This window comes from Candidatus Didemnitutus sp. (genome assembly GCA_019634575.1).
Lineage (GTDB): Bacteria > Verrucomicrobiota > Verrucomicrobiia > Opitutales > Opitutaceae > Didemnitutus.
Genome location: JAHCAY010000003.1, coordinates 188886 through 213185, shown reverse-complemented (window position 1 = coordinate 213185; position 24300 = coordinate 188886). Strand labels below are relative to the sequence as shown.

Below are 24300 nucleotides of genomic sequence, written 5' to 3'. Positions count from 1 at the left end.
GAGCGTTAATTGATAAACCTGATGGACACTATGGGGCGCAGTGCGCGCGGCGGCGTGAGGCGAGCGAGCGTGCTTGCGCGGACAAAAGAAAAGCCCGAGCGCTAGGCTCGGGCTGAGAAATCAGATGGATCGCCACAGCCCGCGTTGCGGGCCTCGCGATGACAGAGCCGAGTTTAGCGGACGACGCGAGCGCCGCCGCCACCCATGGTCTTCTCGACTTCCTTGCGGGTGGCCATCGAGGTGTCGCCGGGCGTGGTGCTGGCGAGGGCGCCGTGGGCGGCGCCGTATTGGACGGCTTTTTGCGGGTCGTTGAAGGTCATGAAGCCGAACTGCAGGCCCGAGGCGAAAGAGTCGCCGCCGCCGACGCGGTCGAGGATCTCGAGCTCGGGATACTTGCGGCTCTCGTAGAACTGGCCGTCGTGCCAGAGGATCGCGGACCAATCGTTCTTCGTCGCGGTGATGACGCGGCGGAGCGTGGTGGCGGCGACCTTGAAGTTCGGGAACTCCTTCACGGCGGTGCCGATCATGTCCTTGAAGGCGTCGATCTCGATCTTGGAGATGTTGTGGTCGGCGCCCTTGACCTCGAAGCCGAGCGAGGCGGTGAAGTCCTCCTCGTTGCCGATCATGACGTCGACATACTTCGCGATCTCGCGGTTGACCTCCTGGGCCTTCTTCAGGCCGCCGATGGTTTTCCAGAGGGACGGGCGGTAGTTGAGATCGTAGCTGACGATCGTGCCGTGCTTCTTCGCGGCCTTGACGGCCTCGATGGTGAGTTCGGCAGTCGAGGACGACAGCGCGGCGAAGATGCCGCCGGTGTGGAACCAGCGCGCGCCGAGCTTGCCGAAGATGTGCTCCCAGTCGAAGTCGCCGGGCTTGAGCTGCGAGGCGGCGGTGTTGCCGCGATCGGGGCAGCCGACGGCGCCACGGATGCCGTAGCCGCGCTCGGTGAAGTTGAGGCCGTTCCGGACGGTGCGGCCGATGCCGTCGTCCTCGCGCCACTTGATGAAGTCGGTCGCGACGCCGCCTTGCATGATGAAGTCTTCGACGAGGTGGCCGACCTCGTTGTCGACGAACGCGGTGCAGACGGCCGTTTTCAGGCCGAAGCATTTGCGGAGGCCGCGCGAGGTGTTGTATTCGCCGCCACCTTCCCAAGCGGTGAAGGAGCGGGCCGTGCGGATACGGCCTTCGCCCGGATCGAGGCGGAGCATGACTTCGCCGAGCGAAATCTGGTCAAATGCGACACTGTTGGCGGGTTTGATCGGGAGTGACATGATGATGTCGGGTTTGGGGAAAAATTACGAAGCGGACGCGGCGGCGCGGGCGGGCAGGGCGCTTTTCAGCGCGCGCTGGTAGGCCCAGAGCATCTTGTTCGCCGCGTAGCGATCGATGGCGGGATAGCCGTTGGTGACCGAGTCGCTTTCGTGGAGCAGGTCGAGGCCGTGATCGGAGCGGAAGACGCCGTCCCAACCGATTTCGACGAGCGTGCGCATGACCGCGAGCAGGTCGACGTTGGCGGTGAGGTCGGCGTGGTCGGCTTCGTGGAAGGTTTTTTCCGCGGTGGTTTTTACGCTGCGCAGATGCGCCCACGCGATGGAGTCCTTGAACTCGCGGATCATGCCGACGATGTCGTTCGCGGGATCTGCGCCGTAGGAGCCGGTGCAAAAGCAAATCGCGTTCGAGCGGTGCGGATAGAGCGCGAGGAGGCGGCGGATGTCCGCGGCGTTGCAGAGGAACGCGGGCAAGCCGAGGTAGGACCACGGCGGATCGTTCGGGTGCGCGGCGAGACGGATGTTACTCGCGGCGGCGGCGGGGATGATGGCTTTGAGCGCGTAACGGACGTTTTCCCAGAAGCCGGAGACGCCGAGATCGGCGTAGGCTTTTTGCAGCGCGCTGAATTCCTCGCGGCTGTAGCGGCGGCCCCAGCCCGGGAGGAAGAGGCCGTGCGAGAGATCGATGCGGGCCATCGCGGCGTGATCGTAGGCGAGGCCGCGCGTGCCGTTCGGGTGGAGATGCGCGAGCTCGGTGCGGCCCCAGTCGAGCGGCATCAGGTTATACGTGACGATGATCTCGCCGGCGTCGGGAAACGCGGCGCGGATGTTGGCGAGCGTCTGGATGTAATTCTCGATGTGCAGGTCGCGGTCGCCGCGGCCGAGCTTCATGTCGTCGGTCCAGAAAACGCTCTCGATGGGACCGAGCGCGAGTTCCTGTTCGGCGAGTTCGTCGCGGAGTCGGCGCAGGTCCTCGACCGGCCAGACTTCGCCGGGCGGAATGTGCGCGAGGTGCGTGACGACGAGCGGACGCGGCGTCATTTGCCGCAGCCAGAGCAGCGGCACGCGGTCGGAGTGACCATACCAACGGAAGGCGGTTTGCATCGCGGGTGCGTGGAGTGCGGTGCGGGTCAGGCCTTGTTGGCGGCGGCGACGAATTCCTTCGCGCGCAGCGTGATCGCGGCCCAGTCCTTGGCCTTGAGCGCGGCGGGTTGCACGAGGGCGCTGCCGGCGGCGGTGGCGTAGGCGCCGGCCTTGAGGAAGTCGGCGACGGTCTCCGGGGTGACGCCGCCGGTGGGCATGATGTTGAGGAAGGGGAAGGGGGCTTTGAGGGATTTGATGAACGCCGGGCCGAAGAATTCCGCGGGGAAGACCTTCACGATGTCGGCGCCGAGTTCGTAGGTGTTGTAGGCTTCGGTCGGCGTGAGCGCGCCGCCGAGGATGGCGAGGCCGCGCTCCTTGCAGGCGGCGATGACGGCCGGGCGCACGCACGGCGTGACGATGAACTTCGCGCCGGCGGCCTGGGCCTGCGCGACGGTCTCGGCGTTGACGACGGTGCCCATGCCGAAGGTCACGTGCGGGAGCTCCTTCGCGGCTTTCGCGAGCACGTCGAGCGCGCCAGGCGTGGACATCGTGAGCTCGATGATCGTGAGACCACCGGCGGCGAGGGCGCGGGCGCAGTCGATGAGACTGTCGGGGCCGTCGGCGCGGATGAGCGCGATGACCTTCTCTTGTTTGATGCGGGCGAGGACTTCGGACTTGTTCATGGGGAAAAGAAATTTTTCGCAGTCGAAACTCTACCAGAGCGCGTTGTCTACACCCGACGGAACCGTGTCATGCCGAGTAATACGCAAGCGCTGCACAAGCGCCTCGCCGTGCGCGGACGGCGCGCGAAATTTCGCGGGGCGGCGGCGCTCGGGATGGCGGGTGGTGAGCATCGCAACGCGGACCCGAGGACTCACTCGCCGCCGGCCCACTTGGGCTTTTGGCGGAGGTGATAGAGACGTTCGCCGGCCTTGGGTTCGAGGAAGACGCCCTCGTGTTCGCGGTTGGCGTAGTCCTCTTTCTTGATCGTGCGCCAGTCGCGGTAGCCGAGGTTGATCTTGCGGCAGGTGGCTTCGGGTATGCCGGTCGCGAGGGTCACGCGCACACGTGGTGTCTCGATGCCGGTCTGGGCATCGTAGGTGCCGATGCCGTGCACGTGCGTCGAGTGGGCGAGGGTGCCCCACGGCTCGTGTTTGAACTTGTCCCACTGCTTCAGGAAATACTGCACGCAGTGATAGCCGATGCGCTCGATCATCTTGCCGTGCACGACGGAGACTTCGTGGATGTGCGGCGCGTAGATGATGAGTTCGCCGCCGTCGGCGACGATCGGCTCGAGTTTATACATGCACTTCCCGCCGACCCAGAGCTCGTCATACATCGCGGGGGCGCAGCTGAGCACGGTGTGGAACGGGCGGTCCTTGTAAGTGATGTGGAGCTGGCGCGAGAGTTCGCTGGCGTCGTCCCACGCTTGTTCGGGCGTGCCAGCGAAGAGGCCGGCGAGTTCGCCTTTGCCTTGCACGACCATCGCGAAGCAGGATTTCGGCACGGTGACCATCGCTCCGGCGCGATCGACGACTTTACGGACGGGCGTCCACTTGTTGCCGATGATCATCGGATTCGTGACGACAGCGCCGAGCCAGTGGAAGAAGTTCAGGATCTGCGGGCCCGCGACGCCGGGGAAGAGATACTTGTTGCCGCCGGAGAAGCCGACGACTTCGTGCGGGAACACCGGGCCGACGATGATGAGCTCGTCGTAGTCGAAGAGGCGTTTGTTCACGTGGACAGGGACGTCCATCGCGAAGAGACCACCGGAGAGCTCGCGGATTTGCTCGGCAGGAATGCAGCCGAGGTCGCGGAGCGCGGCGGGGTTGTCCCACTCGTGATTGATGAATTCGACTTCGCGGTAGGTGGACGCGCGTTCGGCGGCGGATATCTCGACGCGCTCGTTGATGGCGGCGTCGGTCATCGGCGGGTGCGTGCCCAGCGCGATCATCACATCGAATTTCTTCACGGTGCCGGCAAGCTGCGCGAAGAGCGTCTTGAACATCAGGCCGACGGGCGCGGTGCGCGTGCCGTCGGGGATGATGAGGCACACTCGTTTGCCGCGGTAGTGGGCGGCGGGGCAGGCGCGGGCGACGAGATCGCGCACGGCGCCGTCGCTGAGCGACTGGCCGGACGGCGCGAGGGAGCGGAAGGGAGCGTCGGGCATGTCAGGATTCCTGGCCGTGGTAGCCGAGGTGCGCGGAGAGTTCGCGGGCGGCGGCCAGCACGTGCGCGCCCATCTCGGGGATGCGTTCGCGGGTGAAGCGGACGGTGGCGGCGGTGATGCCGATGGCGGCGGCGACTTTGCCGTCGGAGGCGTAGACCGGTGCGGCGAGGCAGCGGACGCCGGGATTGAACTCCTCGTCGTCGAGGCTGTAGCCGCGTTTGCGCGTGGCCTCGATCTCGCGGCGGATTTCCGCGAGCGTCGTCAGCGTGCGCGGCGTGCGCTTGGTGGGTTTGACGGATGCGGGGAAGAGTTCGGCGAGCCGCTCGTAGTGGAGGAACGAGAGGAAGGTTTTGCCCGTCGAGGAGCAGTGCAGTTCGGCGAGGAAGCCGGGGCGTGAGGCGGCGCGGAGCGGATGGAGGCTGTCCTGCACGGCGACGATGAGCGAGCGGTCGTCGCAAGGGATGGCGAGGTGCGCGGTCTCGTCGGTGACTTGGGTGAGTTTGAGCAGGACAGGTTGCGCGAGCTCGCGGATTTCGGTGCCGGAGAGCGCGGCGTTGCCGAGCTGGATGAGGACCGGGCCGAGTTCGAAGCGGGTGTCGACCTTGCGCGCGAGGCCCTCGAGCGTGAGCGTGCTCATGATGCGCAGCGTGGTCGTGACGGGGATTTTCAGTTCCCGCGCGATGTCGGCGACCTTGTAGCCGTCGGTGGAGCGCCCGAGCAGCTTGAGGATGCGGCAGGCGTTGCGGAGATTCGGGATGACGTAGCGCTCGGCGTCGGAAGCAGGGGGCGTTTGCCGGGTCGGAGCGGGGCGGGTGGGATAGGGGGCGGGTTTCACCGAGAGGGAAGCATGCGGCGTGGGGCGCGCGCGGGGGAGAATTTTATTGCCAAAGCGAACGACATTCACCATTGAATAGCAAGTTCATTAGTGAACTTCGGCGAAATTCCCCGGCTCCCCCATTTTTCGCCGAGCTAAACCCTACCACCCCCCAACCCTATGCTACCCACCCCGACTGCTCGTCGGCACGTTGTTGCCGGCTTTGTCCGTGGATTCCAATGCGGCGCCCTGCTGGGGCGCTGGCTCGCCGGCCTCGCTTTGATGGCCGTGCTCGCTGTGCCCTCGTTCGCCCAGACGGCCGGCGAGATTTCCGGTCGCGTGCTGAACGTCGGCACCGGCCGCTATCTGAACAACGCTCGCGTCACGGTCGAAGGCACGACGCGCGAGACGTTCACGAACGAGTTCGGCGAATACCGCTTGGCCGACCTGCCGGTCGGCCCGGTCACTGTGCGCGTCACCTATACCGGCCTCGATACGAAGTCCGAGTCGGTGAACGTGACGGCTGGGCAGAGCACCACGCTTGATTTCGATCTCACCAGCGCCGACCGTTACGGCAAGGCGGGCGACGACAAGGTCGTGCAGCTCGACACCTTTGTGGTGCAGTCGAACCGTGAGTATGAAGGCAACGCGCTCGCGACAAACGAGCAGCGTTACTCGCCCAATGTTAAGGTCGTCATGGCGGCCGATGCGTTCGGCGCGGTCAACGAAGGCAATCCCGGCGAGTTCCTCAAATACCTCCCCGGCGTCACGGTCGACTACGTCGCCGCCGACGTCCGCACCGTCTCGGTGCGCGGCTTCGCGTCCAATTTCTCCAACGTCTACTGGGACGGCATGCGCCTGACCTCTTCCGCCTCGGGCAGCAGCAACCGCGTGTTCGAGTTCGAGCAAGTCTCGATCAACAACACGTCGCGCACGGAAATCGTGAAGCTGCCGACGCCCGACCTGCCGGCCGATTCCTTGGGCGGTTCCGTGAATCTCGTCTCGAAGAACGCCTTCGAGCGCAAAGGCGCGCAGTTCAACTATCGCGTCTACCTGAACATGAACTCGGAGAACACGAGCCTCAACAAGACCCCGGGACCCGGCGTCGACAAGACCTTCAAGGTTCTCCCGAACTTCGACTTCGACTACACCCTGCCGGTCAACGACCGCTTCGGCATCGTCATCACGGGCCTGTCGTCGAACCAGCACGTCGAGCAACATCGCTGGCAGCCCACCTGGAACTTCCAGCAAGGCGGCGGCACCTACACGCCCGCCGGCGGCTCCGCGACCACGATCACAGCGGCCACGCCCTCGAATCCTTACCTGCAACAGTGGCAGATCCAGGACGGTCCGAAGACCACCAACCGTGATTCGATCGGCATCAAGGCCGACTGGAAACTCACGAAAAACCAGACCCTCTCGATCGCCTACCAGGACAACTATTACCACTCGTTCTTCGGCAATCGTAACCTGAACTTCAACATGGGCACCAGCGGCACGCCGAGCTCCAACACCGGCACTCCGCTCTCCTACGGCCCCGACTTCGTGCAAGCCGCCACCGGTCGTGGCTCGGTCACGCAAGGCAGCTCCTTCCGCGACAAATACGGCAACACCTCCGCCGGAAACATTTTCTGGAAATGGTCCAATGCCGATTGGGATGTCGATGCCGGCCTCAGCGGCGTCCAATCCCGCACCTGGTATCGCGCGCTCGGTCGCGGCCACTTCGCCAATGTCGGCACGACCCTCGTCGGCGTGTCCAACGTTCGCGCGGACGGCATCGCCTTCCCCGGCGGCATGACCATCACCGCCAAGGATGCGGCGGGCAATGTCCTCGATCCGTATAACCTGAGCAACTTCCGCCTCGGCAACGCCTCCAACGACCCCATCGACGGCAAGGCCACGATGAAGAGCGGCCGCATCAACGCCGAGCGGCACTTCGATTCCTGGACCATTCCGATCAACGTGAAGGCCGGCGCCGAAGTCCGCGAAGAAGGTCGCGACAACCGCCGCTATTCGGAGTCCTACACGTTCGTCGGCCCCGACGGCGTCGCCAATACCGCCGACGACAACGCCGGCGCGTTCCTCGACCAAGTCTACAAGGGCAGCGACTCCGGCTTCGGTTCCAAGCCGATCCAGTGGATCAACCCCTACCTGCTCGCCGATAGCTACGCGAACAACCCGGCCTACTGGACCACCAACGCCGTCACCAACGAGACCAACCGCATCAACAACTCGGAGAAAATGTCCGAGCGCGTCACTGCCGGCTACCTCCAGGTCGACGGTCGTCTCATGCACGGCAAACTCCGCTTCGTCACCGGCGTTCGCTACGAGAAGACGAACGACAAGGGCCAGGGCGTGTTGAACAATCCCGACGTCGTCTGGCAGCGCACGTCCACTGGCGCCTACGTCGACGGCGATCCCAACACCGCAGGCATCCAACGCGTGCTCCGCACCGACATCGGCGCGCTCACCTCCACCGGCGCCGCCAATTCCGTGCAGGCCGTCCGCGCCATCCTCCAGGAACGCGGCTACCGCGCCAATCGTTCCTACGACGGCTACTACCCGAGCCTCCACCTCACCTACGAGATCAAGGAGAACCTCCTCCTCCGCGCCGCCTACGCGAAGACCTTCGGCCGCCCCGACTACGCGAACATCATTCCCGCGACCACGATCGACGAGGACAACAACGACCCGAACGCCGTCGGTTCCGTCACCATCCGCAACACGGCCCTGAAGCCCTGGACCGCGAACAACTACGATCTCTCGATCGAATACTATCCGGAAAAGGGCGGTCTGATGTCCATCGGTGCGTTCCAGAAAAAGCTCAGCAACTTCTGGCAAACCCGCAGCGGAGCAGTCGATGCCGCGCTCGCCAGCGAACTCGGTCTCGACCCGCGCTACATCGGTTGGGCCGTCAGCACGACGGTCAACGGCGGCGACGCCGAGGTCAGCGGCTGGGAGTTCAGCGTCATCCGCCCGCTCACCATGCTGCCGGGCTGGGGCCGCTACTTCACCGTCCGCGCCAACGGCACCGCGCTGCACCTCTCGGGCGACAAGACTCCCGACTTCCGCGGCTTCATCTCGAAGACCGGCAACTTCAGCGTCAGCTTCTCCAAGAAGCCGATCGTGCTGACCGCGAACCTCAACTTCCGCGGCCGTCAGAAGGGCACGTCGGCCACCGCTGCCGCGGCTCAGACCGGTGCGCAATATGGCACCGCCAACGGGTTCTATGAATATTACGCGCCCCGCTACAACCTCGACCTCAGCGCCGAATACAAACTGAACAAGCACTTCACGTTCTTCGTCTCAGGTCGCAACGTGCTCAACAAGGAGCAGGTCATCGAACGCTTCAACCCGGACACCCCCGCCTACGCGCGCGGCTTCCGCTGGGAAGAGTTCGGGGTGAACTACTCCTTCGGCATCAAGGGCACCTTCTAAAAATTGCCGGATTGGTCTCAGCCAAAACGGTGCGGCGCGGGTCTTCGTGGCCTCGCGCCGCAGGGGAGGTCCGCCAGGCCGAAATCCTGGCGGACTTTTCACTTTGGAGCGCACGCCGCGCTCCGCTAGTTTTCGTCCGATGTCCGCCCGCTCCGTTCTCGCTCTCCTCGTCCTGACCCTCGCCGCGCCGTTCGGCGTCGGGCAGACCGCCACGCCGGCGCCGACCGTCGAGCCGGTTCTCAAGCTCGACCCGCTCGCCGTCACCGCCACCAGCGAGGACGAGGGCTACGACGCCACCGGCATGGGCTCGCTCGACGAGCAGATGCGCGACGAGCCGTTCGCCAACGACCTGATCAAGCCGGTCGACACGCAGCTCGACGAGAGCATGGCCTCCGACCTCGGCGCCGACCTCACTGCCGTCAACAATCCTTCGCCCGCCGACCGCATCTCCGGCGAAGAACGCCTCAATCTCCGCGGCTTCCCCACGCCGGTCATGCGCAACGGATTCGCGCAGCTCGGCATCAACGACGCGCTCAACACCGCGCGCACCGTCGTCATCCAAGGCCCGCTCATTCCCGTGCTCGGCCGCGCCGCCCCCGGCGGCATCCAGGACATGCAGACCGCCCGCCCGCAGGCCAAGGATCGCCAGCGCGTCGAAGCCCAGTTCACCTCGCATGACCGCCAGCGCGCCCAACTCGAGACCACCGGTCCGCTGGTGAAGAAAAAACTCTGGCAACGCCTCGCTGTCGACTGGCAGCGCCGCACCGGCCCCGAGCAATTCACCCGTGAGGAAACGCTCTCCGTCAGCACCTCCGTCACCTGGCGCCACAGTCGCTCGGCCAGCACGCTTGTCTCCGCCGACTACCGCGAGATTCGCGCGCGCGTCACGCCGGGCATACCCGAATATCGGCCCAGCGGCGGACTCATCGCCGGGCCGTATCTGCCGCTCGCATATTTCAACGCCAACGGCCCCGACGCCGCCATCCGCCGCCGCGCCGCTGTGCTCGGCGTGCAATTCGACGGCGCGCCGACCAAGACGCTCGCCATCCGCGCCAACGCGGAAGGGTGGTGGCGCGACGTCGTGCAGGATCGCTTCACCACCTCGGTGCTCTCGCTCGACACCGGGCTCTTCGAGGGCACGCGCGAGCCGCGCCACATCGAGCAGCCGCAACACGCCTACGCGTTGCAGCTCGAACTTACCAACCGCTTCCGCGCGCTCGGTGCCGAGCACAAGCTGCTCGCCTCTTCCAGCCACACCTGGGGCGAATACGGCCGCGAAGACCGCGCGCTGCCGACCGCCGCACGCGACGCGCTCCCGCTCTCCGTGCGGAAATTCAACCCGCTCGCTCCGGATTACTATCGCCCCGACTACGATCCCGCCGTCTTCAGCCGCATCCTGAACGATCGCACCGAATACGCCGGCTACACTGCGTTCGAATTGAGCGACCGCGCGGCGTTCCAGCGCGGCCGATACGTGGTGTCCACGGGGCTGCGTTACGACGGTGTCTCGCTCAACGTCGAGGATCGCAAACCCGGCGCGCTGTTTCCGCACGTCGGCGACCGCGCCTCGCAGATCAGTTATCACGCCGGCCTCAATTGGCAGTTGAAACCCAGCCGCCTCCTCGCCTTCGCGAGCCTCAGCACGGCGTTCGATCCCTCGACCCGCGTCGACTCGCGCACCGGCCGCATCCAGGACAACGAGACCACGCTCGGCTACGAGGCCGGCTTGAAGGGCCGCTCGAAGCGCGGCGCCGTCGAGTTCAGCGCCAGCGGTTTCGTCCTCTACAACCAGCATATCTCCCGCCGCAATCCACTCTACGACGACCCGGTGTTCGACGCCAACCAGACGCAACCCCAACTCGTCGCCGCCGGCGAGGAGCGCTATCGCGGCGGCCGCGCCGAGGTGCGCTGGCAGATCAATCCCGCCGTGGCGTTCTCGTCGCGCGTCGTCGCAATGCAGGCCCGCACGACCGCGTCGCCCGACTTGCCGCAGGAAATCGGTCGCGCCATCTCGCGCCTGCCGGCGCTCACCGCCTACAGCCAGCTGCGCTATCGTCGCCCCGGACCGAAGGGCGGGCCGTTCTTCGCCACCACCGGCCAATACCTCAGCAACTACGTCGCGAACTACGCGGACGCGCGCCGGACTTTTTTGAAATATCCCGGCTACGGCCTGCTCCACGCCAGCGGCGGCTATTCGTGGCGCACTCCAAAACGCACCTTCGAGGTCGAGGCCGGCATCCGCAATCTCTTCGACCGCGATCTCGTCTCCAGCAACGCCCGGCTCGGTGCCGGCCGTGAGTTCACCTTCAGCACCCGACTCCTGTTCTAGCATGCTTCGCCCGTTCCTCTCCATCGCACCGGTTGTCCTCGCTGTGTCGCTCGCCCACGCCGCCGATCGCAAGGCCGACGCCGTCGTCGCGCTCGATGGCAGCGGCAACTACACCTCGTTGCAGGACGCCATCAGTTCCGCGCCGATGCGCACCGACCCGGCGCAGCCCCGCTGGACTATCCGCGTGAAGCCCGGCACCTACCACGAGCGCATCTACGTCCAGCGCGAGCGCGGCCACATGCGCATCGTCGGCGACGATGCCGCGACCACCGTCGTCGAATTCAATGTCCATGCGAATCTGCCCGGCCCCGACGGCAAACCGCTCGGCACCTTCCGCACGCCGACCGTGCAGATCGACGGCGATGGCATGCAGTGGGAGAACATCACCCTCGCCAACACCGCCGGTCCCGTCGGCCAGGCGCTGGCATTGCGCGCGGACGGCGACCGGCTCGAGTTCCGCCGCGTGCGCTTCCTCGGCTGGCAGGACACGATCCTCGTCAACCGCGGCCGCCACTACTTCGAGGACTGCTACATCGAAGGCCACGTCGATTTCATCTTCGGTGCGGCCACGGCTTGGTTCGAGCGCTGCCACATCCACGCGCTCCGCGACGGTTATCTGACCGCCGCCTCGACGCCGCAAGGCACCGCGCACGGCTACGTCTTCTCGCATTGCCGGATCACCGGTGCGGACGGCGTGAAAACCTATCTCGGGCGTCCGTGGCGCAACTTCGCCCAAACCGTTTTCCTCCACACCGAGATGTCCGCCAATGTCCGCCCCGAAGGCTGGCACAACTGGAACAAGCCCGACGCAGAGCGGACGACTTTCTACGCCGAGTTCGCCAGCACCGGCCCGGGCGGCTCGACCGCCGCACGCGTGCCTTGGGCGCATCAACTCACTCCGGAGCAAGCCGCCGCCTACACTCCGCGGGCCGTCCTCGGCGGAACCGATGGTTGGGACCCGACCGTCACCTCGCGCTAGTCGACGATGAGAACGACGCACGCCTCGCTGCGGTCCGAGTCGACCCCTCGAATGAGGGGTGTTCTTTCCGGGGTTTCGAGGAATTCGCGCTTGCCGCAAAAGCGCCTGAAATTCATAAATGAACACTTCGTTCATTAGCGAACTACGGCCTTCGCCCCGGTTTCTTTGCTGTTCACCCCGCTGTCCGAACTCTCGCCCTGCCATCCCATGGATTTGATCCCTGCTGCTGACGTCCGCACCTACGGCACGATGTCGACCTCCGCCCTGCGCGAGGCCTTTCTGCTCCCGGACTTGTTTCAACCCGGCAAGCTCACGCTCCGCTATTGGGAGACTGACCGCACCGTCGTCGGTGCCGCTGTGCCCACCGATGCGGTGCTCAGTCTCTCGGCCGCGGCCGAGCTGCGTTCCGCGTTCTTCTGCGAGCGGCGCGAGCTCGGCGTCATCAACACCGGCGGCGCCGGCACCGTCACGGTCGACGGCCAGCGCTACGAAATGGGCAACCTCGACACGCTCTACGTCGGGCGCGGGGCGCAGGCCATCAGCTTTGTCTCGGCCGACGCGGCCAAGCCCGCGCGCTTCTATCTCCTGAGCTATCCGGCGCACACCGCGTATCCGACGACGCTCGCGGCCTACAATCCCGCCAACGCCGTCGCCCTCGGCGGCGCCGCCACGGCCAATGACCGCCGGCTCAACAAGGTCATCCATGCCGGTGGCATCAAGAGCTGCCAGCTCGTCATGGGCTTCACGATCCTCCAGCCGGGCAGCATCTGGAACACGATGCCACCGCACACGCACACGCGCCGCTCGGAGGTCTACATGTATTTCAACGTCCCGGCCGGCGCCGCGGTCATGCACTTCATGGGCAAGCCCAACGAGACGCGCCACCTGATCGTGCGCGATCACGAGACCGTCCTCTCCCCGCCGTGGTCGATCCATAGCGGCGCCGGCACCGACAGCTACGGCTTCATCTGGGGCATGGGCGGCGAGAACCAGGACTTCGCCGACATGGACCCCGCGCCGATCCCGACCCTGCGCTGATCTTCCTTCACTCGTTTCCACACCCGCACACCCATGAGCACCGTCCTCGACTCCTTCAAACTCACCGGCAAGACCGCCGTCGTCACCGGTGCCGCCCGCGGCCTCGGCCAAGGCATGGCCCTCGCGCTCGCCGAAGCCGGCGCCAACATCGTCGCCGTCGACATCCTGCCGGCCGACGACACGGTCAAGCAGGTGCAGGCGCTCGGCAGCAAGGCCGTCGCCGTCGTCGGCAATCTCGGCGACCGCGCGTCCATCCCGCAGGTCATCGCGACCGCGAAGCAGACGTTCCCCGCGCTCGACATCCTCGTGAACTGCGCCGGCATCATCCGCCGCGAGGACTTCGTGAAGTTCTCCGAGAAGGACTGGGACGACGTCATGGGCATCAACATCGACGCCGTGTTTTTCCTCAGTCAGGCGTTCTGCAACGACGTCGTGTCGCGCGGCGGGAAGGGCAAGATCATCAACATCGCCTCGATGCTTTCGTTCCAGGGCGGCATCCGCGTCCCGTCCTACACCGCCTCGAAGAGCGCCGTGCAGGGTCTGACCCGCCTCATCGCCAACGAACTCGCCTCGAAGGGCATCAACTGCAACGCCATCGCCCCGGGCTACATGGCGACCGACAACACCGCGCCGCTCCGCGCCGACGAGAAGCGCTCCGCCGCCATCCTCGACCGCATCCCCGCCGGCCGCTGGGGCACGCCCGACGACCTGAAGGGCGCCGTCGTCTTCCTCGCGTCCTCCGCTTCCGACTACGTCAACGGTTACACCATCGCCGTCGACGGCGGCTGGCTCGCGCGCTGACCCCGTTTTATGAAACCCCAACTCCTGTTTGCCGGGCTCGCGCTGCTGTCGAGCTCGCTGCTGGCGGCTGAGAAAATCACGCTCACCGTCACGCACACGTTGGACATCGCCCGTCCTTCCGAGACGATCACCGTCCCCTGGTCCGAAGTGAACAAGCACCTCCCCGGCGCGCTCCTCCAGCGCATCGCGGTGAAGGACGCGCAGGGCCACGTGCTGCCTTACCAGGTCACGAACGTCGCCCCGCAGGCCAAGGACCCGAAGGGCGAGGGCATCGCCTACGGCGAGCTGATCTTCCAGCACGACTTCGCCGCCGGCGAGAAGAGCGCGACGTTCACCGTCGAGAAGACCGACACGGTCGCCCCCGTGTTTCCGTCCAAGGCGTTCGCGCGCTATGTGCCCGAGCGCCTCGACGACTTCGCCTGGGAAAACGACAAGATCGGCCACCGCACCTACGGCCCCGCGCTCGCGGAGCCCGCGAACGGCACCGGCAAGGAAGTGCTCGTCACCAACGGCCTCGACATCTGGTGCAAGCGCGTCAGCTACCCGATCGTCGACCGCTGGTATAACAAGGGTCACGACCACTACCACAAGGACGAGGGCGAGGGCATGGACATGTATAACGTCGGCCCGTCGCGCGGCTGCGGCGGCCTCGGCGTGTGGGACGGCAAGGCGTTGTGGGTCGGCCGAAACTACAAAGCGTGGAAGGTCATCGCCAACGGACCCGTTCGCGCGATCTTCGAACTCACCTACGAAACGTGGATGGCGAATGGCGTGATGGTCTCCGAGGCGAAGCGCTTCACCGTCGATGCCGGCCACAACCTCGACCAGATCGACAGCACCTTCCAGATCACCGGCGCGAAGGAGATCGTCGTCGGCATCGGCCTGAACAAGACGCCGGCCGACAAGGGCCAGGAGCCCAAGGTGGCGACGACGCCTACGCCGGCCGACGGCTCGATCACGCAATGGGTCGAGCAGAAGACCAACGGCGCGCTTGGCACCGCGATCCTCGTAGCCTCGGACGCGTTCCAAGGCTTCGCCGAGGACGACCGCAACCAGCTCATCCTCGCCAAGGTCGCCGCCGGCCAGTCGCTCCGCTACTTCGCCGGCGCTGGCTGGTCCAAGGCCGGCGAGTTCACCACCTACCAAGCCTGGAAAGATTACGTCGCCAACGCCGCTGCGCGGGCGCGCGCCCCTGTCACCGTCACCCTTACCGCCAACTGAGCCATGCTGAAACGACTCCTCTGTTACACCTCCCTTTCCCTCGCGGCCGTCACAGCGGTCGCCAATGAAACAAACCTCAGTGTGATGGAGCGAGTCGCCGACTGGCAGCTCGCTCATCCCGCCCCGAAGTGGAAATCCACCGACTGGCACAACGCCGCATTCTACGCCGGCGCCATGGCGCTGGTGGAGGTTTCGCCCAGCCCGCGCTTCCGCGAGGCAATGGTCAGGATGGGCGAGGGGAACGGCTGGAAACTCGGCGAACGCATCTACCACGCCGATGACCACGCGGTCGGCCAGACCTACGCCGATCTCTACCGCGCGGCCAAGGACGCCCGCATGATCGGACCGATGCGCGAGCGCTTCGACTACATCCTCGCGCACCAGAAGGACGACAACCTGCTCTTCGACGAGAAGCAGAACCCCGGCCGCACCGACCGCTGGTCGTGGTGCGACGCGCTCTTCATGTCGCCGCCGGCCTGGGCCAAGCTCACGCAGGTCACGGGCGAGGCGAAGTATCTCGAGTTCGCCGTGGCGAAGTGGTGGGTCACCTCCGACTACCTCTACGACCGCAGCGAGCACCTCTACTTCCGCGACAGCTCGATCTTCCCGAAAAAGGAGAAGAACGGCGCCAAGGTCTTCTGGGCTCGCGGCAACGGCTGGGTGCTCGGCGGCCTCGTCCGCATGCTCCAGTCGATGCCCGCCGATCACCCCGCGCGCGCGAAGTTCGTGTCGCAGTTCCGCGAGATGTCCGAGCGCATCGCCGCCCTCCAGAACGCCGACGGCTACTGGCGCGCCAGCCTGCTCGATCCCGCCAGCTATCCCATGCAGGAGAGCAGCGGCACGGGCTTCTTCTGCTACGGTCTCGCCTGGGGTATCAACGAAGGCCTGCTCGACCGCGCGCACTACGAGCCCGTCGTGCGCAAGGCCTGGTCCGCGCTGCTCGCCTGTGTGAAGCCCGACGGTCGGCTGACGCACGTCCAGCCGGTCGGCTTCACGCCCGTCACCTTCGACGAAAACTCCACTGAACCCTACGGCGTCGGTGCCTTCCTCCTCGCCGGCCGTGAGATGATCCGCCTCGAGGCGGCAAAATGAACCCGCATCGCCCCGTCTTCTGTGGGAGCGAGCTTGCTCGCGACCCGAACTGAAACGTCGCGAGCAAGCTCGCTCCCGCGTTTTCGCCACCGCAGTCACTCCCTCTTTTCCCCATCACCTCTGCTGTTATGAAGTTTACCCGCCCCCTGTTCGCGCTCGCGGCTGTTTTGGCTCTCGGAGTCCGTTCGCTCGCCGCGGACGAGGTCCAGAAATTCAACGGCGCCACGCCGCTCCAGTGGTCGCAGCGCCTCGCTGACTCCGAGATGAAACGCCTCGGCAACGCGCTCGAAGCCGGCGGCTCCAACCCGCGCGCGCGCTGGGATTATTCGCCCGGCGTGCTCGCGCTCGGCCTCGTCCGCCTCGGCGAGGTCACCGGCAACAGCGCCTACATCCAGTTCGGCACCCGCGCCGTCGCCTCGCACGTGAACGCCGAGGGCGTCATCGCCGGCTACAAGGAGGAAGACTACAACATCGACAACATCCCGCCGGGCAAGGTGCTCCTTGCCGCCATCGCGCGCGGGGACAAGAACCCCGCCTACGTCAAGGCGGTCGAGACGCTGCGCGACCAGATGCGCAAGCACCCGCGCACGAGCGAGGGCGGCTTCTGGCACAAGAAACGTTATCCGCACCAGATGTGGCTCGACGGCCTCTACATGGCGTCGCCGTTCCTCGCGCAATACGCCGTGGAATTCAACGAGCCCGCGCTCTTCGACGACGTCGCGAAGCAGATCGTCCTGATGGACGCGCACAGCTACGATCCCGCCACCGGCCTATTCTGGCACGCGTGGGATGAGGCGAAAGCGCAGAGCTGGGCCGACAAGAAGACCGGGTTTTCCCCGCACTTCTGGAGCCGCGCCATCGGCTGGTATGCCATGGCGATCGTCGACTCGCTCGACTACATGCCGGTCAGCCAGCCGGAGATCGACCACATCGTCGGCATCCTCAAGCACCTCGCCGACGGCGTCGTGCGCTGGCAGGACCCGAAGACCGGCGTCTGGTGGCAGATCACCAACCTCGGCACGCGCCAAGGCAACTACCTCGAAGGCTCCGGCTCCTCCATGTTTGTCTACGCGCTGGCGAAAGCCGTGAACAAGGGCTACCTGCCGCGCGAGAAATACGAGGCCGCGATCCTCAAGGGCTACCAGGGCCTCCTCGACACGCTCATCAAGTCGAACCCCGACGGCACAATTCGCCTCACGCAAATCTGCCAGGGCGCCGGCCTCGGCTACACGATGGCCAACGGCAAGCCGCGCGACGGTTCGTTCGAATACTACATCAGCGAGCCGATCGTCGACAACGACCCCAAGGGCACCGGCCCGTTCATCATGGCCGGCATCGAAGTTGAGAAGATGCTCGCGACGAAATCCTCGGCCGCGCCCGCCTCCTTCCAGGCCCGAGGCTGGGACGACTACGAGCGCGTCCTCGCCCGCATCAAGGCGCCGACGTTCCCGGCGAAGGATTTTCCGATCACGGATTTCGGCACCGCTGCCGGATCGCCCGACAGCAGCGAGGCGATCACGAAGGCCATCGAAGCCGCGAACGCCGCGGGCGGCGGGCGCGTCGTGATCCCGGCCGGTGAGTGGTTCACCGGCGCCATCCACCTCAAGAGCAACGTCAACCTCCACGTCAGCAAGGGCGCGACGCTGAAGTTCCTCACCGATCCGAAGAAATATCCGATCGTCTTCACGCGCTGGGAAGGCGTGGAGCTGATGAACGTCTCGCCCTTCATCTACGCGTGGGAGCAGGAGAACATCGCCGTCACCGGCGAGGGCACGCTCGACGGCCAGGCCGACTGGGACAACTGGTGGGGTTGGAACAAAAAGGAGCCTGGCGTCGCTCCGCGCCAGCGTATCGCGCGCGATAAGTTGCTGAAAATGGGCGAGACCAACGTGCCCGTCGAACAGCGCGTCTTCGGCCCCGAGGATCACCTCCGCCCGAACTTCATCCAGCCCTACCGGTGCAAGAACATCCTCATCGAGGGCGTCACAATCATCCGTTCGCCGATGTGGGAAATCCATCCGGTGCTCTCGCAGAACATCACCGTGCGCGGCGTGAAGATCCACTCGCACGGCCCGAACAACGACGGCTGCGATCCCGAGTCCTCGCGCGACATCCTCGTCGAGGATTGCGTGTTCGACACCGGCGACGACTGCATCGCGATCAAGTCCGGCCGCAACGGCGATGGTCGTCGCGTCGGCGTGCCGACCGAGAACATGGTCATTCGCAACTCCAAGATGCTCGACGGCCACGGCGGTGTTGTCCTCGGCTCCGAATGCTCCGGCGGCATCCGCAACATCTTCGTGGAGAATTGCGAGATGGACAGCCCCAACCTCGACCGCGCTCTCCGCTTCAAGAACAACGCCGTGCGCGGCGGCACGCTCGAGAACGTCTTCGCGCGCAACATCCGTGTCGGCCACGTCGGCGAGGCGGTGCTGACGATCGATTTCCGCTACGAGGAAGGCGCGAAGGGCGACTTCAAACCCATCGTCCGCAACGTCCAGCTGGAGGATATCATCAGCTCCGCCAGCCCGCGCGCCCTCTACATCCGCGGTATTCCCAACGGCGTGATCGAGGGAATCCGGGTGAAAAGCTGCCAGTTCAACGATTTGACTGAACCGGAGGTGGTCGAACACGCCGGAACTGTTACCTTCACCAACGTCACCCTCACCCCGAAGAAGATGCCGAAGGGCCTCAACTCCGTCCCGAGCCCCGAAGCCAAATGAGCGCTGTTCCCCAACCCCACACCCCGATGTCCAAATTCAATCAAGTGAACGAACAGATCGGCCGCTACCGCTGGACGATCTGCGCGCTCGTTTTCTTCGCGACGACGATCAACTACCTCGACCGAAATGTGCTCGGCCTGCTCAACCCGATCCTGCGGGAAAAGGGCGTGTTCGGCGCCGACAAGGCGGTGCAGGAACTCAACTACTCGAACGTCGTCATCTGTTTCCAGATCGCCTACGCGGTGGGCATGGTGATGGCGGGCCGCCTGATCGACTGGCTCGGCACGAAGCGCGGTTACGCCTACTCGCTCATCGGTTGGAGCTTCGCGGCCATCGGCCACGCGTTCGGCCATCACACATGGAGTTTCGGCTTCTGGCGCGCGGCCCTCGGCCTGGCCGAGTCCGGCAATTTCCCCGCGGCCAACAAGACGATGGCGGAGTGGTTTCCGAAGAAGGAACGCGCCTTCGCCACTGGCCTCTACAACTCCGGCGCCAACGTCGGCGCCATCGTCGCGCCGCTCTGCGTGCCGCAAATCGCCGCCGCTTGGGGCTGGGAATGGGCGTTCATCCTCACCGGCGCCGTCGGCCTGCTCTGGCTCGTCTTCTGGTATCGCATGTATGGATCTCCCGCGGACGAGTTGCGGGCCGGCCGGCTGTCTCAGGCGGAGTATGACTACATCCACAGCGACCGCGACGAACAAGCCGCCAACACCGGCAGCAAGGTCTCGTGGGGCCGCTTGCTCGTCTTCCGCCAGACATGGGCCTTCGCCATCGGCAAGTTCCTGACCGACGGCATCTGGTGGTTCTTCCTGTTCTGGCTGCCGGCCTTCCTCGCCGGCGAGAACGCGCGCAAGATCGACGCCTTCAAGGCGACGCATCCCGACTTCACGGGCGACTCGAGCCTGATCCCCGGTGTCATCACCTGGACCTTCGCCGTGGCGTTCATCTATACGGTAGCGACCGGTGGCTCGATCTTCGGCGGTTGGCTGCCGAAGAAATTCATGCAGGGCGGCATGGACGCCAACAAAGCGCGCAAGACCGCCATGTTCATCTTCGCGCTCCTGCCGTTGTCCGTTCTGTTCGCGTCGCGGCTGGGCGCGATCAACACCTGGCTCGCCGTCGGCGTCATCGCCATCGCCTGCTCCGCGCACCAAGCGTGGTCGGCCAACATCTTCACCACCGTCTCCGATATGTTCCCGAAACGCGCCGTCGCCTCCGTGACCGGCATTGGCGGCATGGCCGGGGCGATCGGCGGCGTGCTCGTGTCGCGTGTGGCCGGCTTGCTGCTCGAACACTTCACCGCCATCGGCAAAACCGAGCTGGGCTACGGCATCCTCTTCGTGATCTGCGGCTCCGCCTACATCGTCGCCTGGGTGCTCATGCACCTGCTCGTCCCGCGTTTTCAACAGGTTGATTTGGGTGAAGCCTAAGATGCACCTCCGCGCTCTCGCGCTCTGTCTCGTGCTCGTCGCGCCGCTCGGCGCGGTCGAGTCCGTGAAATGGTCCGAGCGCCTGCCGCGCGACGCGCAGTGGTTCACCGGCGCGCAAGGCCGCGCGATCGCGGAGAACCTGCTGCTCTACCAGTATCCGTCGGGCGGCTGGCCGAAGAACATCGACATGGCCAAGCCGCTCTCGCCGGCCGAAAAGGCCGAGCTCGAGGAGCGTGCGCACGACGACGCCACGATGGACAACGGCGCCACGACGACGCAGATCAAGTTCCTCGCCCGCGCCTACGCCGCCACTCAGGAGCCACGCTACCGCGCCGCCGCCGAGCGCGGCCTCGATTACCTGCTCGCGGCGCAATACCCGAACGGCGGCTGGCCGCAGTATTTCCCGCTCCGCAAAGGCTACTACACCCACATCACGTTCAACGATGACGCGATGGTGAAGGTGCTCGAGGTGCTGAAGGCAGTGGGCGAGGGGAGCGAGCCGTTTGCCTGGATCGACGTCGCGCGCCGCGAGAAGGCTCGCGCTTCTGTCGCACGCGGCGTCGCGTGCATTTTGCAATGTCAGGTCGTGCAGAACGGAACCCTCACGGCTTGGGGCGCGCAGCACGATGAGACGACGCTCGCCCCGACGTGGGCGCGGAAATTCGAGCCGCCGTCCCTCGCCAGCCGCGAGAGTGCCACGATTGTCAGTTTCCTCATGAGCCTGCCGCAGCCCTCGTCGGAAATCGTCCGCGCCGTCGACGCGGCGGTCGCGTGGTTCGAGAAGGTCCCCGTGCACGGCATCCGCTGGACCGAGCGGCCGGTGGCCGGCGGCATGGAGCGTTTCGCCGAAAAGGACCCGGCCGCATCGCCGACCTGGGCGCGCTTCTACGAACTCGGCACCGATCGCCCGGTCTTCATGGGCCGCGATTCCGTCGTGCACTACGACGTCAACGAGATCGAACTCGAGCGGCGCAACGGCTACGGTTGGTATTCCGATCAGCCCAAGTCCGTCCTCAAGGCTTACAAGCTCTGGAAGGCCAAGCTGAAATCCTGAGCGTCGCCCCACGCCCGCGTTTGCCTGTCTCTCCTCTTCACGCATGAACCCCCACGAATATCTCTCCTCGCTCTTCGGTCTGCACGGCAAGGTCGCCGTCGTCATCGGCGGCACTGGTGAACTTTGCGGCGCCATGGCCGAAGGTCTCGCCGGCGCCGGCGCCGAAGTCGTCCTCGTCGGCCGCAACATCGACAAGGCGCAGGCGCGTCTCGACAAGATCGCCGCCGCCGGCGGCAAGGCGTGGTTCTACGCCGCCGAGGCCACCAGCAAGGCCGAGCTCGAAGGCCTGCGCGATGCCGTCCTCGGCCGCTCCGGTCGCATCGACATCGTCGTCAACGGCGCGGGCGTGAACTCCGCCACGCCCTACTTCGACATCACCGAGGAGGAGTTCGACCGCATCGTGCGCGTGAACCTCAAGGGCGTTTTCCTCGGCTGCCAGGTCTTCGGCAAATACCTCGTCGATCGCGGCCAGGGCGGCTCGATCATCAACCTCGGTTCGATGTCGGGCGTCGTGCCGCTGTCGCGCGTCTTCACTTACTCCGCCACCAAGGGCGCCGTGCACAACCTCACGCTCAACCTCGCGCGTGAGTGGGCGCCGGCCAAGGTGCGCGTCAACGTGCTCGTGCCCGGCTTTTTCCCGGCCGAGCAAAACCGCAAGGTGCTCACGCCCGATCGCGTCGCGAGCATCATGGGCCACACGCCGATGAAGCGCTTCGGCGAGGCCCGCGAACTCATCGGCGCGACGCTCCTCCTCGCCAGCGATGGTGCCGGCTCGTTCATCACCGGCGAGGAACTCATCGTCGACGGCGGCTACCACGCGATGACGATCTGAAAACAGTAGCGAGTAGCGGGTAGTGAGTAGCGAGCATCTCGCGAAAGTCACCCACGCCAAACTCCATTCGGTCCTACTCGCTACCCGCTACTCACTACTCGCTACTTCCCTCCCATGTCCGCCATCAACGCGTTTCTCCTGAAGAACGATCTCCGCATCGCTCAGAACCCGTGCGTCTCGCCCGACTTCTGCCTCGATTGGTCCGGCCTGCAAGCCGACCTCCGTGCGGGTCGGGCTTGTGAATACGCCAAGAGCGCCTTCGCCACCGCCGCCGGCACCTGGACGCTCTGGGAAAACACTCTGGGCGACTGCGCCTGGAAACTCGCCGGCTCCGCCGCGCCGTTGGCCGATGGTGTGAAAATCGGCGACGCCACGTTCTTCCCGACGACCTTCGCGAATCTCCTGAAGCTCAAGAATCTCATCCAGGAGCATGACGCCGGCTCGACGATCTTCCCGACCGCCGGCGCGAAGCTCGGCCAGAGCACGCTCGGCATTGGCGCGCGTTTCACGACGCTGCACTGGCCGGCGGTGGAGTGGGCGATGAGCGCGCTCGAGATCGGCCTCACCGCCAACCAGAACTCGATCCCGCGCGAACTCGTTTACGACGTCGATGCAATGCTCGAGGGCCGCCTCGACACCGTGCCGTTCCCGTTTATCGGGACCAACGTGCCCGAAGGTCACCAAGGCCAGAGTGTCGAAGGCATGAGCCACGGCTCCGTCCTCTCGAAACTCAAAACCGGCTTCCACCGCCGCCGCGTGGCGTGGTCCTTTAACGCCGACCACCAACCCATCGGCGGCAAGTTCGACGTCCGCGAGGACGCGCTCGTTAAAGGCTGCCTGCTCGCCAGCTACATCACCTTCGATCTCTCGCCCGAACTTGCGCTCAACCAGAAAGCCGACGTCGCACAGATTCCCGGCGACGTCGTCGCGAAAACTCGCGCTCGGGTCGCCGCCGCCGGCCTGAAGCTCGATGACGCTGCGTTCACCGCGCTGCTCGAGACGGTCTGGACGCCGATGCAGAAGATGAAGCGTCGCGACGAGAAATACGCCGCCGCGCGCGCTGCCGCCTTCACGACCGAGGTGGGCCGAAAGTATCTTCGCGAACTCTCTATCGACGAACTGCCCGGCCTCACCACGCCGGAAACCACCGCCATCATGCTCGCGCTCTGCGAAGTGCTCGGCATGCCGGTGAACTTCGTCGCGCCCGCCTTCGGTTTCCAGAAGAACACGCCGTATCCCGACAACGCCGCACTGACGAATCTCATCGAGGCGCAGTGGAACGTGTGCAAACAGTTCGGCGTCTCGATCGGTTTCCATTCGGGCTCCGGCAAATCCGCCGAGAATTACCAGGTCATGGGCCGAGTCACCGGCAGCCAGCTCGAGATCAAGACCTCCGGCCGCTACACCTACGAAATGGGTGTCGCGCTCTCGCAGTCGAAGAACGCCGCCGACGCCGCACTCTGGCAGGACTGGTATCAGTTCACCGTCGACATGGCCGTCGCCGGCGCGTTCAGCGCCGATCCGACGGAACAGAAGATGGCTCGCGTCTTCGTCACTACCTCCCTCGCGGCCTGCGGCAAATCCGTCGACGTTTTTGCCTCGCCCGGCGCTTGCCGCGCCGCGCTCGCCGCGCTGCCGCCGTCCGCGGAGCACATGACGTTCTTCGAATACAACTTCCTCTACGTGCTCGCCGCCGGCGGCAAACCCGAGAAGGCCGCGCTCGGCGATCACACGCCCGCGGGTTACCGGCAGCGCGCGCGCTTCTACGCCGTCAGCGCCGAGGCGCGCCTGCTCTTCTCGAAGCGCATCGCCGCCTACATCCTCTTCCTCGCCGAAAACACCGGCCTCGCGAGCCAGGAGCGCTGCGCCGCCGCCGCCAAACTCCTCGAGAGCTACACGTCCCTCGACGCGATGCTCAACGACGTCAGCCGCTGAAGTGTAGGAAACCACGAATGAACACCAATGGACACGAATCAGACGCAGGCGCGCTCTATTCGTGTTAATTCGTGTCTATTCGTGGTTGAGGAA

General features: G+C 65.5%; 17 protein-coding genes. 12 read left to right on the top strand and 5 right to left on the bottom strand.

Translation table 11 applies throughout. From position 1 onward, the window contains the following. Window positions 1-173 precede the first annotated feature (173 nt). The 5 genes from KF715_19410 to KF715_19390 form a co-directional block, all read right to left on the bottom strand. Window positions 174-1271: a sugar kinase gene (locus KF715_19410; GenBank protein MBX3738870.1), complete on the bottom strand. Its 1098-nt coding sequence runs from the start codon at window positions 1269-1271 to the stop codon at window positions 174-176. 24 nt (window positions 1272-1295) lie between these two features. After that, complete coding sequence (locus KF715_19405; protein MBX3738869.1) at window positions 1296-2372, bottom strand: mannonate dehydratase; 1077 nt, start codon at window positions 2370-2372, stop codon at window positions 1296-1298. Window positions 2373-2398: 26 nt separating this feature from the next. Next, complete coding sequence (locus tag KF715_19400) at window positions 2399-3034, bottom strand: bifunctional 4-hydroxy-2-oxoglutarate aldolase/2-dehydro-3-deoxy-phosphogluconate aldolase (protein MBX3738868.1); 636 nt, start codon at window positions 3032-3034, stop codon at window positions 2399-2401. Window positions 3035-3225: 191 nt separating this feature from the next. Next, window positions 3226-4521, bottom strand: coding sequence for a DUF2088 domain-containing protein (locus KF715_19395; GenBank protein ID MBX3738867.1), 1296 nt, complete (start codon window positions 4519-4521; stop codon window positions 3226-3228). Between the two features lies 1 nt (window position 4522). Continuing rightward, a complete protein-coding gene (locus tag KF715_19390) occupies window positions 4523-5356 on the bottom strand; it encodes an IclR family transcriptional regulator (GenBank protein MBX3738866.1) in 834 nt (277 codons plus the stop codon). 159 nt (window positions 5357-5515) lie between these two features. Here KF715_19390 and KF715_19385 point away from each other — a divergent pair, with 159 nt between their 5' ends. The 12 genes from KF715_19385 to KF715_19330 all read left to right on the top strand — a co-directional run bounded on the left by KF715_19385 (window position 5516) and on the right by KF715_19330 (window position 24207). Next, window positions 5516-8773, top strand: coding sequence for a TonB-dependent receptor (locus tag KF715_19385; GenBank protein ID MBX3738865.1), 3258 nt, complete (start codon window positions 5516-5518; stop codon window positions 8771-8773). 139 nt (window positions 8774-8912) lie between these two features. Then, on the top strand, window positions 8913-11102 hold the full coding sequence (locus KF715_19380; GenBank protein ID MBX3738864.1) for a hypothetical protein: 2190 nt from the start codon (window positions 8913-8915) through the stop codon (window positions 11100-11102). A gap of 1 nt (window position 11103) precedes the next feature. Continuing rightward, window positions 11104-12081, top strand: a complete 978-nt coding sequence (locus tag KF715_19375) for a hypothetical protein (GenBank protein ID MBX3738863.1) — start codon at window positions 11104-11106, stop codon at window positions 12079-12081. Window positions 12082-12288: 207 nt separating this feature from the next. Next, complete coding sequence (gene kduI, locus KF715_19370) at window positions 12289-13119, top strand: 5-dehydro-4-deoxy-D-glucuronate isomerase (protein MBX3738862.1); 831 nt, start codon at window positions 12289-12291, stop codon at window positions 13117-13119. Window positions 13120-13152: 33 nt separating this feature from the next. Beyond that, a complete protein-coding gene (gene kduD / locus KF715_19365; protein ID MBX3738861.1) occupies window positions 13153-13920 on the top strand; it encodes a 2-dehydro-3-deoxy-D-gluconate 5-dehydrogenase KduD in 768 nt (255 codons plus the stop codon). A gap of 9 nt (window positions 13921-13929) precedes the next feature. Next, window positions 13930-15141 (top strand): DUF4861 domain-containing protein, encoded by a 1212-nt coding sequence (locus tag KF715_19360; GenBank protein MBX3738860.1) that lies wholly within the window; start codon window positions 13930-13932, stop codon window positions 15139-15141. A 3-nt stretch (window positions 15142-15144) separates the two neighbouring features. Next, window positions 15145-16233: a glycoside hydrolase family 88 protein gene (locus tag KF715_19355; protein ID MBX3738859.1), complete on the top strand. Its 1089-nt coding sequence runs from the start codon at window positions 15145-15147 to the stop codon at window positions 16231-16233. A 128-nt stretch (window positions 16234-16361) separates the two neighbouring features. Then, complete coding sequence (locus KF715_19350) at window positions 16362-18956, top strand: glycoside hydrolase family 88 protein (protein MBX3738858.1); 2595 nt, start codon at window positions 16362-16364, stop codon at window positions 18954-18956. 26 nt (window positions 18957-18982) lie between these two features. Beyond that, window positions 18983-20386 (top strand): MFS transporter, encoded by a 1404-nt coding sequence (locus KF715_19345; protein ID MBX3738857.1) that lies wholly within the window; start codon window positions 18983-18985, stop codon window positions 20384-20386. Window position 20387: 1 nt separating this feature from the next. Then, window positions 20388-21440, top strand: a complete 1053-nt coding sequence (gene pelA / locus KF715_19340) for a pectate lyase (GenBank protein MBX3738856.1) — start codon at window positions 20388-20390, stop codon at window positions 21438-21440. A 43-nt stretch (window positions 21441-21483) separates the two neighbouring features. Further along, on the top strand, window positions 21484-22272 hold the full coding sequence (locus KF715_19335) for an SDR family oxidoreductase (GenBank protein ID MBX3738855.1): 789 nt from the start codon (window positions 21484-21486) through the stop codon (window positions 22270-22272). Window positions 22273-22386: 114 nt separating this feature from the next. Continuing rightward, the gene (locus KF715_19330) at window positions 22387-24207 is read left to right on the top strand and encodes a hypothetical protein (protein MBX3738854.1); all 1821 of its coding nucleotides are present in this window, start codon (window positions 22387-22389) and stop codon (window positions 24205-24207) included. Window positions 24208-24300: the final 93 nt, after the last annotated feature.

Coding starts and splice junctions, on each gene's coding strand:
- kduI (MBX3738862.1), top strand. CDS start 12,289: ATGGATTTGATCCCTGCTGCTGACGTCCGCACCTACGGCACGATGTCG.
- KF715_19335 (MBX3738855.1), top strand. CDS start 21,484: ATGAACCCCCACGAATATCTCTCCTCGCTCTTCGGTCTGCACGGCAAG.
- KF715_19355 (MBX3738859.1), top strand. CDS start 15,145: ATGCTGAAACGACTCCTCTGTTACACCTCCCTTTCCCTCGCGGCCGTC.
- KF715_19350 (MBX3738858.1), top strand. CDS start 16,362: ATGAAGTTTACCCGCCCCCTGTTCGCGCTCGCGGCTGTTTTGGCTCTC.
- KF715_19410 (MBX3738870.1), bottom strand. CDS start 1,271: ATGTCACTCCCGATCAAACCCGCCAACAGTGTCGCATTTGACCAGATT.
- KF715_19330 (MBX3738854.1), top strand. CDS start 22,387: ATGTCCGCCATCAACGCGTTTCTCCTGAAGAACGATCTCCGCATCGCT.
- pelA (MBX3738856.1), top strand. CDS start 20,388: ATGCACCTCCGCGCTCTCGCGCTCTGTCTCGTGCTCGTCGCGCCGCTC.
- kduD (MBX3738861.1), top strand. CDS start 13,153: ATGAGCACCGTCCTCGACTCCTTCAAACTCACCGGCAAGACCGCCGTC.
- KF715_19380 (MBX3738864.1), top strand. CDS start 8,913: ATGTCCGCCCGCTCCGTTCTCGCTCTCCTCGTCCTGACCCTCGCCGCG.
- KF715_19360 (MBX3738860.1), top strand. CDS start 13,930: ATGAAACCCCAACTCCTGTTTGCCGGGCTCGCGCTGCTGTCGAGCTCG.
- KF715_19345 (MBX3738857.1), top strand. CDS start 18,983: ATGTCCAAATTCAATCAAGTGAACGAACAGATCGGCCGCTACCGCTGG.
- KF715_19385 (MBX3738865.1), top strand. CDS start 5,516: ATGCTACCCACCCCGACTGCTCGTCGGCACGTTGTTGCCGGCTTTGTC.
- KF715_19400 (MBX3738868.1), bottom strand. CDS start 3,034: ATGAACAAGTCCGAAGTCCTCGCCCGCATCAAACAAGAGAAGGTCATC.
- KF715_19395 (MBX3738867.1), bottom strand. CDS start 4,521: ATGCCCGACGCTCCCTTCCGCTCCCTCGCGCCGTCCGGCCAGTCGCTC.
- KF715_19375 (MBX3738863.1), top strand. CDS start 11,104: ATGCTTCGCCCGTTCCTCTCCATCGCACCGGTTGTCCTCGCTGTGTCG.
- KF715_19405 (MBX3738869.1), bottom strand. CDS start 2,372: ATGCAAACCGCCTTCCGTTGGTATGGTCACTCCGACCGCGTGCCGCTG.